Genomic DNA, 14,099 nt, shown 5'->3' with positions numbered 1-14,099 from the left:
GCTGGCTTGACGCTGATCCGGCCGCCGGGGTTTCCGGTACGGTCGACCGGGGCGGCCAGACTGTGCGCAGCGCGCCATCAGGCACGACCGCGGTCTCCAGTAGTGACGAAGCAGGGACGGCCGGATTTACCCCGCCGGTTCGGAATCGGCGGCGGTGAACGGACTGTGCTCGCGGATGGCCGGGGTCAGCGGGCCGAAACGAGGAGTTCGCCGTCCTTGGACGCGAGCGTCACCGGCAGCACCCGCGGAAGGGACGCCGCCACGCGGTCCAGATCGCCGACGTCATACACGCCGCCGATGCGCATCGCCCCCACCTTGCGGTCGGCCAGCCTCAGCGGCTGCGACAGATAGGGGTTCAGCAGGGGCACCGCTTCGGCCAGCGTGATGTTGTCGAACACCAGCCTGCCCTCGCGCCAGGACAGGATCCGCAGCGGATCGACGTGCGCAACGCTGCCGAACCGGCTGTCGCGGGCGAAGCGGCCCTGCATGCCGGGCGTCAGCCGCAAAGGCTCTCCTCCTGACGCCGCGTCGGCGCTCACGGTGACCGACCCCTCTGCCAGCGTCACGGCGAGATCGCCGTCATTGGCCCAGACATTGAACTTCGTACCCGTCACCCGGACCCGATGACCGGCGGTGAAGACGGTGAAGGGCAGTCCGGCATCGTGCGCGACCGCGAAATAGGCCTCGCCATGGTCCATCAGGACGCTGCGCCGGTCGCGGAACTGGGCATAGAACAGGTTGGTGTGGACGTTCAGGTCCACGGTGGAACCGTCGGGCAACTCGACCATGCGGTGCCGGCCGCCGCCGAGGAAGACATCGACACGCCCGGGCAGCACGCCGAACGACCAGCCCACCGGCCAGCAGGCGGCCAGGGTCGCCGCGATGCAGGCCGCCATCGCCCAGCGCCGCCGCCGCGACGGAACCCCGACGGCGGCGGACCGCGCTGTCCGCCCGCGGCCCGGTGCAGGGTGTGCCGCCGCCGTCTCGGGAACCGCGGTCATCCGCGGGCGCAGACTGGCGGACAGGCCCCAGATCTCCCGCATCGCGTCGAATTCCACCAGATGGCGCGGGTCCATCAGGCACCAGCGTTCGAAAGCGTCGCGATCGGCGTCGCTGACCTCGGCCGATTGCAGGCGCAGGCACCAGTCCGCAGCCTCTTCGGTCACGCGGTCGTCGTCGGAAGGATGAGACGGAGGCATACGGGCGCGCTCGGCTCCGGAAGGCGTTCGGCAGCTATAGGACAAGCAGGGGATGGATCGCAAGGCGAGCCGGACAGGATGAACTCTACGCGAGGTAATCGAGCAGAGAAACCCCCATGTCCGCGGCGACGGCTGCGACCTTCCGTGGCAGGCAAGGGCACGGGGGTGGGGGAGCAGGCGCGGATCGGGGGGCCGGTTCCGGAAAGCCGGCAGTCGGGAAAGCCGGCAGTCGGGAAAAGCGGTTCCGGAGGATAACGGTTTCAGTTTCGCCCTGCTCGTTCGTCCTAAGTCAGGACGGCCGCGCGCATCCGCCTCCACGGCGGAGCCTTCGTGCCGGCCGCCTTCGCTCCCGTCCCGCAGGAACCCCGATGCCGACGCCACCCCGCACCAGCCTCGCCGCTCTGCTCCAGCTGCTTCGCCCCTTCTGGCCGATGCTGACCGCCGCCACCCTGCTGGGGGTGCTGGGCGGGCTCAGCGTGACCGGCCTGCTGGCCACCATCAACCGCATCCTGCATGCAGGCGATAGTCCGGGGCCTGGGATCCTGCTCGCCTTCGCCGGCCTGTGCGCAATGGCGCTCGCGGGCTCGGTCCTTTCCGACATCGGCACCAACCGGATCGGGCAGAAGGTCATCGCGCGGCTGCGCAGGGATCTGGGCGACCGCATCCTGACCGCGCCGATCGATCAGCTCGAACGCTACCGCGGCCACCGCCTGATCCCCGTGCTGACCCACGACGTCGACACCATCAGCGACTTCGCCTTCGCCTTCGCGCCGCTGGCGGTGTCGCTCAGCGTCACGCTGGGCAGCCTGTGCTACCTGGCGGTGCTGTCCTGGCCGATGTTCCTGGCGACGGCCGCCGCCATCCTGATCGGCAGCGCCGTGCAGTATGTGGCGCGCCTCCGCGGCATCGAAGGCTTCCACGAGGCGCGCGCCCACGAGGACGAGTTGCAGAAGCATTACCGCTCGCTGGCGGAAGGGGCGAAGGAACTGCGCATCAACCGTCCGCGTCGGCTGCGGCTGCAGAGCGAAGCGCTGCGCGGCACCATCGACCGCATCTGCGACATCCAGATCCGGTCGATCAACCTCTTCGTCATCGCCAAGGGATTCGGGTCGACGCTGTTCTTCATCGTCATCGGGGTGGCGCTCGGCGTCGAAGCGCTGTGGCCCAGCACCGACCGCGGGACGCTGAGCGGCTTCATCCTGGTCCTGCTCTACATGAAGGGGCCGCTGGAACATCTGATCGGCACCCTGCCCATCGTCAGCCGCGCCCAGGTCGCCTTCCGCCGCATCGCTGACCTGTCGGCGGAATTCGCCTCGCCGGAGCCGCATCTGCTGATGAAGGACGAGGGCGGCCCGCCCACGACCATCGACCGGCTGGAGCTGCGCGACGCCCGCTACGTCTACCCGCCGGCCGGCCCCGGCGTGGAGCCCTTCGTGCTCGGTCCCGTCTCGCTGCGGGTCGGCCGCGGCGAGATCCTGTTCATCGTCGGCGAGAACGGCTGCGGCAAGACCACGCTGATCAAGATGCTGCTCGGCCTCTACCCCCCTCACGAAGGCCAGATCCTGCTGGACGGCCGGCCGGTGACGCCGGAGACGCGCGACGATTACCGCCAGCTCTTCACCACCATCTTCGCCGACTATTTCCTGTTCGACGACCTGATCCAGGCGAACGACAGCGTGCCGGACGATGCCCAGGCCTATCTGGAACGGCTGGAGATCGCCCATAAGGTCAGCGTCGTCGACGGCGTGTTCAGCACCACCGACCTGTCCACCGGTCAACGCAAGCGCCTGGCCCTTCTCCAGGCCTGGACCGAGAAGCGGCCGGTGCTGGTGTTCGACGAATGGGCCGCCGATCAGGATCCGACCTTCCGGCGGATCTTCTACACCGAACTGCTGCCGAGCCTGAAGGCGCTGGGCAAGACCATCATCGTCATCTCCCATGACGACCGCTATTTCGACGTGGCCGACCATCTGCTCCGGCTGACCGCCGGCAAGGTCGTGGAGGATCGCCAGCCGGCGCTGTGACGGAACCTGTACGGGAAGCGGCAGTAAAAAGGGGGCGCACCCGGTCGGGTACGCCCCCCTTTTTCTTGCGGGAACAGGCCGGTCAACCGGATTCCAGCATGTCCATCAACGCGCTCATCCGCGACAGCTTGGCCGGATCCGGCGCCGCCGGACGCTCGGCGACATGGGCGGCCAGCGCCCGCAGGGTGGCGTTGCCGAAAACCTGTCCGGGCGACAGGCCGATTCCGAAATCGCGGCGCAGACGGGCGATCAGCTGCACCGCAAGCAGCGAATGGCCGCCCAGCTCGAAGAAGTCGTCGTCGAGACCGACGCGCTCCACCCGCAGCAGGTCTTCCCACAGGGCAGCCAGCCGACACTCCAGATCCGTGACGGGCGGCACATGGGTCCGCTGCCTCGGTTCGGGCTGAGGAAGAGCCCGGCGGTCGAGCTTGCCGCTGGGCGTCAGAGGCAGCCGGTCCAGCCGGACCCAGAGGGTGGGGACCATATGGTCGGGCAGCCGTTCGCCCAGCCGCCGGCGCAACGACGGCCAGAGAGCGTCGCCTTGCCGGCCGTCCTGCTCGACGGGAACGATGTAGGCGCAGAGCTGTCCGCCGCCCGGTCCTGCGACGGCGGCGACCGCCGCATTCCGGACCGCCGCATCCGCCTGCAATGCCGCCTCGATCTCGCCGAGTTCGATGCGCAGGCCGCGGATCTTCACCTGCTGGTCGATGCGGCCGAGATACTCGATCACACCGTCCTCGCGGTGACGGGCAAGGTCGCCGCTGCGGTAGAGGCGCCCGCCCGGCACACCGAAGGGATCGGGGATGAAGCGGTCGGCGGTCAGGCCCGGCTGGCGGTGATAGCCGCGCCCGACCCCGATGCCGCCGATGTGCAGCTCGCCCGCCACCCCCGGCGGCACCGGATTGCCGCAGCTGTCCAGTATGTAGAGGCGCAGGCCGGGGACCGGCCGGCCGGTCGGGATTTCGTCTGCGATGCCGTCCCAGCGGTGGAAAGCGACGACATCCGCGCATTCGGTCGGGCCGTAGCTGTTGTGGATGCGCGGCTTCGGCCCATGCCGCCTCTCCAGCCATGGACGCAGTGCATCGGTGCGGATCGGCTCTCCGCCCAGGATCACGTCGCGCAGAGACCTCAGCTCACCGTTCCGTTCCAGCGCCACCAGCGGCTGGAAGGTGCTGGGAGTGGCGTTCAGCGCGGTGATGCCGTGCCGGGCGATCCAGTCCAGCAACAGTTGCGGATCATAGCCTTCGCCTGCCATGTGCAGTTGTCCACCGACCAGGAGCGGTGCGAACAGGTTCTTCTGCGTCAGGTCGAAGGCGTGCGAACTCATCAGCAGCAGGCGGCTGCCGGCATCGAAGCCGACATGGTCGCAATACCATCGCATCAGGTTCACGAACCCGGCCTGCGTCACCCCGGCCCCCTTGGGCTGGCCGGTGGAGCCGGAGGTGTAGATCAGGTAGATCAGGTTGTCGGGGGCGCCGGCCGGCGGCAGATCGTCGTCGGCGAACGCCGCCAGACGGTCCCGGTCGGCGTCCAGGCGGACCGTCGGCAGACCGGCCGGCCCAGGCATGCCGCCCTGAAGCGGCTCCGAGGTCAGCAGCAGCGCGGCCCCGCCATCTTCCAGCATGTATGCCAGACGCTGCGGCGGGTAGCTGGGATCGAGCGGCAGATAGGTGGCGCCTGCCTTCAGAACCGCAAGAATGGCGACCAGCAGCTCGGGAGAGCGCTCAAGCGCGATGGCGACCCGGTCGTCCGGCCCGATTCCCTCGGCGCGCAGGAGGCGGGCCAGACGGTTGGCGCGGGCGTTCAGTTCGCGATAGCTCAGGGTACCGCCTGGATGAACCAGGGCTGTCGCCTCCGGCTTGCGGCGGACCTGGGTTTCGATCAGCTGATGGAGGCGCGGGGTTGAAGGAGGCGGCGGGCCCGGCTCATCCTGTCCGCTCCAGTCCGCCAGCACCTGGCGGCGGCGGTGGTCGCCCTCCAGCAGATCCAATGCCCCGACGAAAGCCTCGGCATTCGACGCCATGCGCTCCAGCAGGGCACCGAAGAGCCGGGACAGCTCCTCCACCCGGCCGGAGTCCAACTGCTCGCGCCGGTAACCGAAGGCCAGATCCAGTTCTTCCCCGGCCCGCACCGTCAGGGTCATGGCGTAATGGGTGTCGTCGACGGTCTCGGCGGCTCCGAATCCGATGGTGTGGTCGTTGTGGTTTTTGATGGCCTCGTCGACGGGATAGTTCTCGAAGACGAGGATGCTGTCGAACAGCGCCCGCGCGCCGCCGCTGGTGCCGAGGCTGGAGCCGGCCCAGCGCTGCACCTCGTGCAGCGGCGTATGCTCATGCTCGCGCATCTCCAGGTTCCGCCGCTGCAATCCGCGCAGCCACTCCCCCACCCGCTCCTCCGACGGCGGGCGCTCCACCACCGGCAGCGTGTTGATGAACAGCCCCAGCGTCTCCTCGACGCCGGCAAGCTCCGCCGGACGGCCCGACACCGTCGCGCCGAACGCCACCGTCTCCTGCCCGCTGTAGCGTTGCAGAAGAAGCGCCCACGCCCCCTGCACCAGCGTGTTCAGCGTCACCCGCTGCGCCTGCGCGAACGCCTGCAACCGCCGCGCCGCACCGCCGTCCAGCCGCAGCCGCACCACGCCGTGCCCCGCCTGCGGCGCCCGGCAGGGCAGGCTGGCCGCCAGCAGCGTCGGCGCCTCCAACCCAGACAGGCGCCCGCGCCAGAAGCGCTCCGACGCCGCCCCATCCTGCCGCCCCAACCACGCGATGTAGTCGCGGTAGCGGCCCGCCGCGCCACCGACCGCGCCGCCCACCTCCGCCCCCCGGTAGCGGCCCAGCACCTCCGCCACCAGACGCGCGCTGCTCCAGCCGTCCAGCAGCAGGTGATGGCTGGTCCAGATCAGGCGATGGCGCCCCCGGCCCTGTTGCCCCGGCAGCCGCACCAGAACCACCCGCTGCAACGGCGGACGGCCAAGCTCGAAGCCGCGGGCACGCTCCTCCCGCGCCAAGGCCCCCAACGCCTCCTCCAGTTCGGCGCCGGCAAGGCCGCGGTCGTGCCAGTCCAGCACCGACACCGCATCGGCCACCCGCCCCCACACCGCCTGCAACGGGGCGGCCAACGGGGAGGAAGGCGCGCCGCCCCACAGGAAGCCGGTGCGCAGCACGGCATGGCGCGCCGTCACCCAGGCCCAGGCGGCGGCGAAGCGCTCCTCCTCCAGACCCTCCACCTCGACGGCGAGCTGCGTCACATAAGGGCTTTCGCCCTCCGCGGCCCCTTCCAGCGCATGGAACAGCATGCCCTGCTGCATCGGGCTCAGCGGATAGAGGTCCTCCAGTTCGCGCGCCGGCAGCGACAGCGCGTCCAGCTGCCCCTGCGTCAGGCCGGCCAGCGGAACGTCTGACGGCGTCAGACCGCCGGCCGAGGACTCGCAGTGCGCAACCAGCGCCCGCAGCTCCTCCCCATAGGCCGAGGCCAACCCCTCCACAACCGGCGGCGCCAGCACCGAGCGGCTGTAGCTCCAGTCGAACACCAGCTCCCCGTCATAGACCCTGCCGTCGATGCTCAGCCAGTTGCCGAGCGGGGCGTCGGCATCGAGACGGGCACCCGCCGGCTCGTCGGCCGGCACGAAGCGGGCGGTGTCGTCGAAGCTGCCGTCGAACTGGCCCAGATAGTTGAAGGTCACCCGCGCCTCGGGCAGCGCCCGCAGCGTTGCCTGCGCCTCGGCATCGCCCAGATGGCGCAGCACACCGTAGCCCAGCCCGTTCGACGGAACCGCCCGCAGCTGCTCCTTCACCGCCTTGATCGATGCGCCAATCGAGGCGCCCGGTTCCGCGTCCGGCCCGCCGGGACGCAGATGCACCGGATAGGCGGTGGTGAACCAGCCGACGCTGCGGCTGAGGTCCAGGCCGCCCACCAGTTCCTCGCGGCCATGACCCTCCAGCTGCACCAGTGCCGAGGTTTCGCCGCTCCACCGGCACAGCACCCGCGACAGCGCCGTCAGCAGAAGGTCGTTCACCCGCGTCCGGTAGGCCGCGGGCGCCGACGACAGCAGGCGCTTCGTCCAGCCGGCATCCAGCCGCGTCCGCGCCACGGCGGATGTCGCCACCCTCAGCGCCYCGGSRGAGACCGGYTCCGCCACCCCCGGCAGCCCGGCCGGAGCSCCCGTCAGGCTGTCGCGCCACCAGGACAKCTCRTCCYKCAGCGYCCCGCTCGCGGCRTGGCGGCGCAGCGCCTCGCCCCAGGACTGGAAGGACGCGGTCTTGGCCGGCAGCACCACCGCCTCGCCCCGCTCCAGCTGCGTGCAGGCCAGTTGCAGATCCTCCAGCAGCACSCGCCAGGACACGCCGTCCACCACCAGATGGTGGATCGCCAGCAGCAGGCGCTGCTCNCCCGTCATCTCCCCGCTCCACCAGCAGAGCGCGCAGCAGCGGGCCATGYKCGAGGTCGAGGCTGCGCTGGGCCTCCTCGCACAGCCGCTCCTGCGCTTCGGCATCGGCGGCRACGCGGTGCCACAGCACCGGCGGCACCGCCTCGGGCGGCAGGTGCCGGGCKCTGCCATCCATCGCGAAGACCAGCCGCAGGGCGTCGTGATGGGCCAGCAGGGCCGAGAGCGCCCGTTCCAGCAGCGCCGGATCGACCGGCCGGCGCAGCCGCAGCAGCACCGACTGGTTCCAGTGGCTGCGGCCGGGGATCGGCTCCTCGAAGAACCAGCGCTGGATCGGCGTCAGCGACAGCGCCCCGCCGACAGCMCCCTGCYCGGCGGCCGAAGCGGCCGGAGCGSCGRCGTCGCTGCGGGCGGCGCGGGCGAGCGCCTCCAGGGTCTGGTGCTCGAAGACGTCGCGCGGGGTGAAGGAGAGGCCRTGGCGGCGGGCGCGGCTGACCAGCTGGATGGAGAGGATGGARTCTCCGCCCAGCTCGAAGAAGTTGTCGGTGACGCCGACGCTCTCCAGCCGCAGCAGCTCGCACCACAGCGCCGCCAGGGCCCGTTCGGCCGCGCTGCGCGGCGGCACCCGGGTCGACGACGACGCCACCTCCGGCTCGGGCAGCGCTTTGCGGTCCAGCTTGCCGTTGGGCGTCAGCGGCAACCGCTCCAGCACCACGAGATGGGACGGAACCATGTAGTCCGGCAGCGCCGCCTTCAGCCCGCCGCGCAGCCGCTCGATAAGGCCCTCGCCGGCACCCCCGTCGCCGGCAGGCACGACATAGCCGACCAGACGCTTGCCSRASSTGCCGTCGCGGGCGACCACCGCCGCCTCGCGCACGCCCTCCTGCGCAAGCAGCCGCGCCTCCACCTCGCCAAGCTCGATGCGGAAGCCGCGGATCTTCACCTGATGGTCGATCCGCCCGACATACTCGATCACCCCGTCCCCRCGCTGGCGCACGAGGTCGCCSGTGCGGTARAGCCGMCCGCCGCCGGCCGAGAACGGRTCGGCGACGAAGCGCTCCGCCGTCAGGCCGGGACGGTTCAGGTAGCCCCGCGCCAATCCCGCGCCGCCAAGATAAAGCTCCCCGACCGCCCCGGGCGGCAGCGGGTTCAGCGAAGCGTCGAGCACCATCGCCCGGCGCTCGCCGATCGCTTGGCCGATGGGAGCAGTTCCGGCTTGGCGTTCATCGCCAGCCTGCCAGACGAGAGGGGTGATCACCGCCTCGGTCGGCCCGTAAGCGTTGAAGATCCGGTCGGTCCAGCCGGCGAGGCGCCCGGTGAGCGACAGATCCCAGGCCTCGCCGCCCAGGATGCAGGCCCGCAGGCGGCGGCCGGGCATGGCGGCGGCCAGGGCCTCGGCATGGCGGGCAAGATAGGCCGGCGGCAGGTCGGCCACAGTGACACCGTCGCGCAGGATCAGTGCCGCCAGCCGTTCCGGCGTGGAATCCGCCATGGCGCCCAGGACGACACCGGCCCCCGCCAGCAGGGGCATAAGGATCTGTTCGCTCGCCGCATCGAAGCCGAAGGAGGCGAAATGCAGCAGCCGGTCCCCGGCGGTCATCCCATAAGCCTCGGCCGCCGCCAGACAGTGGCGGGCGAGCGCCCCGTGGGAAACCATCACGCCCTTGGGCGTCCCGGTCGATCCGGAGGTGTAGATCAGATAGGCCAGGGCTTCGTCCACCGGCGCCCGGAGAGCACCCTCCGCGTCCGGCTCATCCCCGCATATCCCGTCCCCACACACTCCGTCGGCGTCCAGCGTCAGGCGGTCCACCCCGGTCGGCATCGAGCCGAGCACGCTGTCCTGTGCCAGGATCAGAGCCATGCCGCTGTCGGCGATCATGCCCGCCAGCCGGTCATGGGGGAGGCGGGAATCGAGCGGTACATAGCCTCCGCCCGCCTTCAGCACGGCCAGAATTCCGACGACCATGGCAGGCGACGGCTCGACCGCCAGCCCGACCCGGACATCCGGTCCGACACCCAGCGCACGGAGCCGCCGGGCCAGCCGGTCCGAGCGGTCCTTCAAGGCACCGAAGGTCACCGGCCGCCCATCGGCCACCAGGGCGACGGCTTCGGGAGTTTCCGTCGCGCGGGCATCGAACAGCGTTGCGGGCGACGGGGCGGCACCGGAGGCCGCCCTCGGGGGCACGGCGCCTGCGACATCCATGCGGTCGTTGGCCATGCGGTCGTCGGCCGTCAGGCGGATGGCCGCGACCGGACCGCCCGTCTCCGCGGCGAAAGCGGCGAGGATGCGCCGGTAATCCTCCGCCATCGCGGAGGCCCGCTCCGCCGCAAGGCGGTTGGCGGCATAGCGCAGGTCGCAGCGGATACGCCCGCCGTCATCCTCCTCGACCTCGAGCGACAGGTCGAACAGGGCGACGCGGGGGCCGCCCGCCAGCGGTCCAATCGTCAGACCGGCGACCCGGTCCAGCGCCGACAGCCGGCGGTGCTGATGGTTGAACATCGCCTGGAACAGCGGATTGCGGTCGAGCCGGCGTTCCGGCCTCAGGGCGTCCACCAGATGCTCGAAGGGCAGATCCTGGTTGGCCTGGGCGTCGACCGACCGGCCGCGAACCTGCGCCAGCACCTCATGCAGACCGAGCCCGCCATGCAGATCCGCACGGATGACCTGACTGTTCACGAACAAACCGATCAGGCGCTCGGTTTCGGCGCGATGACGCCCGGCGACCGGCACCCCCACCCGCACATCCCCCTGCCCGGTGTGGCGGTGAAGCAGAAGCAGGAATGCGGCCAACAGAAGATTGGCGACGGTCGCCCCCGTCTTGCCGGCCACAGTGCGCAGCCGGGCGCCGAGGGCATCGTCGAGGGCGAACGGGACGCCCGCCTCGCGCCGGTCGAGCCCCTGCCGGTCGTCCGCAGCGCTCTCTCCGTCCCGCGGCAGCATCAGCTCCGGCTGCTCATCGCCCAGCAGGGCACGCCAATGGTCGAGCTGGCGCGCCCCTTCGCCGCTGCGCAGGAGCCGGTCCTGCCACAGCGCATGGTCGGCATACTGGATCGGCAGCGGGGGCAGCCCGGCGTCCCGCCCCTCCCGCCGGGCGACATAGAGGGCGGCGAATTCCTCAACCAACCGGTTCACCGACCAGCCATCGGCGGCGATGTGGTGGAGCGTCAGGAACAGCGCATGCTCGTCCTCCGCCAGCCGCACCAGCCGCAGGCGGACCGGCGGCGCCGCTTCCAGATCGAAGGGGGTTGCCGCCTCCGCTTCGGCCAGGGCCCGCAGCCGGGTTTCCCGTTCCACCGGGACCAGGGCCGACAGATCGGTCCAGGCGATGTCCGGGGGAGCGGCGGGATGGATGCGCTGTTCGGCTTCGCCGTCGCACGCCGGGTAGCTGGTCCGCAGAACCTCGTGCCGTGCCAGGATATCGGCGAAGGCACCGGCAAGCGCCTCCCGGTCAAGGGAACCGGTCAGGCTCAGACCCATTGGAATGTGGTAGGCCCGGCTATGGCGGTCGAGCTGCCAGAGCACCCACAGCCGCCGCTGGGCATGGGACAGCGGCAGCCGGTCCGGTCGGCGACCGGGCAGGATCGGCAGCCGGGCGAAGGAAATTCCTGTCCGGGCCAAGCGCCGGAGGAACTCCTCCTGCCGGTCGGCGGGCAACGCGTCGAGGCGCCGGGCGATCTGGGCGAGCGCGTCGGCCGGCCGCTCCGCCGGGTCATGCTGGGGGTCATGCTGGACAGGCGTGGTCATTGCGCGGCCTCCGACGGCAGGGCTTCGAAGCCGGCTTCGAGATCGGCCAGCAGGGCGTCCATGCGGCCGATCTCCTCCTCCGCGGCGCCGTCCGCCTTCTCCCGGTCGATCCGCGCCGCCAGTTCGGCCAGGGTCGGCGCTTCGAACAGGGTGCGCAGGGGCAGGTCCACCTCGAGCCGCTCGCGGAGCCGTGCCGCCACCCGCGCCGCCAGAAGCGAATGGCCGCCGAGTGCGAAGAAGTTGTCGGCGGCGCCGACCCGCTCCACTCCGAGAACCGAGCGCCAGATCTCCGCCACGTCATGTTCGGTCGCCGTGGATGGCGGAACATGCTCCACGACGGCATCCGGCGCAGGCTCGGGCAGCGCCTTGCGGTCCAGCTTGCCGTTCGGCGTCAGCGGCAACCGCTCCAGCACCACGAGGTGGGACGGAACCATGTAGTCCGGCAGARCRCGGCCAAGMTGMTCCCTCAGCCGCCGCGGCAGYTCCGCGTYCGCATCGGCGGCGACATAGCCGACCAGACGCTTGCCGCCCRCRCCGTCGCGGGCGAYCACCACCGCATCCCGCACCGCCGGATGGCCGCGCAGCACRGCCTCGATCTCGCCAAGCTCGATCCGCAGSCCRCGGATCTTCACCTGATGGTCGATCCGYCCGACATACTCGATCACCCCGTCCCCGCGCYGSCKCGCCAGATCGCCCGTCCGGTACATCCGGCCGCCGTCGGCGCAGAAYGGGTCGGCGACGAACCGCTCCGCCGTCAGCCCGGCCCGCCGGTGATAGCCGCGCGCCAGACCCGCACCGGCGATGTAAAGCTCGCCGAYCGCGCCGGCCGGAAGCGGGTTCARGCACTCGTCCAGCACATGCAGCCGCAGATTGTCGATGGCCACGCCGATCGGCACMCCGCCGCCCGCACCGCCCTCCCCGGCCCGGCAGGTCCAATGGCTGACGTCGATCGCCGCCTCCGTCGGGCCGTAGAGGTTGTACAGGCCGACCTGCGGCAGACGGGCGAACAGCCGGTCCTGCAACGCCGCCGGCAGGGCCTCGCCACTGCACACCACCCGGCGCAGGCTGGTGCAATGCTCCACMCCCGGCTCCTCCAGGAAGGCCTGCARCATGGARGGCACGAAGTGCAGCGTGTCGATGCCYTSYYCSCGGATCAGCGCCACCAGCCGGGCCGCGTCGCGGTGCTCGCCGGGCGCCGCCACCACCAGATGCGCYCCCACCATCAGCGGCCAGAAGAACTCCCAGACCGAGACGTCGAAGCCGAAGGGCGTCTTCTGCAACACCCGCTCGCCCGGMGACAGCCGGTAGGCCTTCTGCATCCAGGCCARSCGGTTCAGCAGGGCRCCATGGCTGTTRCCGGCCCCCTTGGGCGTGCCGGTGGAGCCGGAGGTGTAGATCAGGTAGGCGAGGTTCTCCGGCCGCAGCCCGGCCGCGGGCGGCGTGTCCGGCAGTCCCCCGGTGTCCTCGGCGTCGGTGTCCTCGGCGTCGAGCAGCAGCAGGCGGACCCCCTCGGGCAACGCCTCGCCGCCCAACCTGCCGGCAAGATGGGACTGGGTGAGCAGCAGGGCGATGCCGCCGTCCGCGGCCATGGCGGCAAGGCGGGCGGGCGGCAGCTCCGGGTCGAGGGGCAGATAGGCGCCGCCCGCCTTCATCACCGCCAGCAGGCCGACGACCAGCTCCAGCGAGCGTTCGGCGGCGACGCCGACCGTCACCTCCGGGCCGACGCCCAGCGCCCGCAACCGGTGGGCCAGCCGGTTCGCCTGCGCCTCCAGCTCGGCATAGCTCAGCGTCCGGCCGCCGAAGCTCACCGCAGGACACCCGCCATGCAAACCGGCCTGCTCCGAGATAAGCTCCGGCACCAGGGGACCGGCGGTCAGCGTCCCGTCGCGGGTCGCGTTCCAGCCGGCGAAGCTCCGCCATCCCTCCTCGTCGAGCAACCCGATCTCACCCAACCGGTGCTTGGCATCCTCGATCAGGGCCAGCAGAAGCCGTCGGGTCTGTGCGGCGAAATGGCGGACCTCCTCGTCGCCGATACGATCGCGCCAATGGCTGAAGGTCAGCGTCAGTTGCTTTCCGGCACCCATCAGCAGGGTCAGCGGGACGGAGGTAAGCTCATGATTCTGTGGAGCGCCGAAGCGCAGGCCGCCGGTTTCTCCGCGGCCAAGCGTGTCGGACAGCGGATAGTTCTCGAACACCAGCAGACTGTCGAACAGCATCTCGCCGCCATGGCCGGACCAGCGCTGGATGTCGGCCAGCGGCGTGTGTTCGTGCTCCCGCATTTCGAGATTGCTGGCCTGGAGATCGGTCAGCCACTCCGACACGGTCTGGGCCGGATGCGGCGTGCCGACCAGCGGCAGCGTGTTGATGAACAGGCCGATCTGCTTTTCGATGCCCGGCAGTTCGGCCGGCCGGCCGGAGACCGTCACGCCGGCCGCCACCGCCTTCTGTCCGGTCCGCCGGTGCAGAAGCAGCAGCCAGGCGGCCTGAACCAACGTGTTGAGCGTCACTTGGCTCTGACGGGCGAAGCGGACGAGAAGCGCGGTTTCCCGTTCGTCGAAGGCAAGTTCGAGGACTCCATGCCCTTGGCCGATATCCGGTTGCCCGCCGGTCGCCGCGATCCTGGTCGGCTGTTCGAGTTCGGCGGTGCGGTTGCGCCAGAAGGCCTCGGACGCCGCCCTGTCGCGCCCTTGCAGCCAGGCCACATGGTCGCGGAAGCGGCCGCCGTCCGCCGCCGGCACGACGCCGGC

General features: G+C 70.9%; 4 protein-coding genes and 1 pseudogene. 1 reads left to right on the top strand and 4 read right to left on the bottom strand.

The window, feature by feature from the left end:
• Window positions 1–185 precede the first annotated feature (185 nt).
• Window positions 186–1,166, bottom strand: coding sequence for a FecR family protein (locus tag VH569_RS14445; protein ID WP_423315965.1), 981 nt, complete (start codon window positions 1,164–1,166; stop codon window positions 186–188).
• Between the two features lie 401 nt (window positions 1,167–1,567).
• Here VH569_RS14445 and VH569_RS14440 point away from each other — a divergent pair, with 401 nt between their 5' ends.
• Window positions 1,568–3,223 (top strand): cyclic peptide export ABC transporter, encoded by a 1,656-nt coding sequence (locus tag VH569_RS14440; RefSeq protein WP_423315964.1) that lies wholly within the window; start codon window positions 1,568–1,570, stop codon window positions 3,221–3,223.
• A gap of 82 nt (window positions 3,224–3,305) precedes the next feature.
• Here the strand turns inward: VH569_RS14440 and VH569_RS14435 are convergent, their stop codons facing one another.
• The 3 genes and pseudogenes from VH569_RS14435 to VH569_RS14425 all read right to left on the bottom strand — a co-directional run.
• Window positions 3,306–7,619, bottom strand: a complete 4,314-nt coding sequence (locus VH569_RS14435; RefSeq protein WP_423315963.1) for an amino acid adenylation domain-containing protein — start codon at window positions 7,617–7,619, stop codon at window positions 3,306–3,308.
• A gap of 7 nt (window positions 7,620–7,626) precedes the next feature.
• Window positions 7,627–11,352 (bottom strand): annotated as a pseudogene (locus VH569_RS14430) (amino acid adenylation domain-containing protein); the annotation flags it as partial.
• A partial coding sequence (locus VH569_RS14425) for an amino acid adenylation domain-containing protein (RefSeq protein WP_423315962.1) occupies window positions 11,349–14,099 on the bottom strand: 2,751 nt, incomplete at its 5' end. The gene VH569_RS14425 and the pseudogene VH569_RS14430, both read right to left, overlap by 4 nt.

Source organism: Azospirillum sp. 11R-A (assembly GCF_049472615.1).
In the GTDB taxonomy this organism is placed as follows: domain Bacteria; phylum Pseudomonadota; class Alphaproteobacteria; order Azospirillales; family Azospirillaceae; genus Azospirillum; species Azospirillum palustre.
The sequence above is the reverse complement of the archived record's forward strand: the minus strand, read 5'-3'. Positions and strand labels throughout refer to the sequence as shown.

What these genes read in the sequence shown, in the direction of transcription:
- VH569_RS14440 (WP_423315964.1), top strand. Translation starts at nt 1,568, where the DNA reads ATGCCGACGCCACCCCGCACCAGCCTCGCCGCTCTGCTCCAGCTGCTT.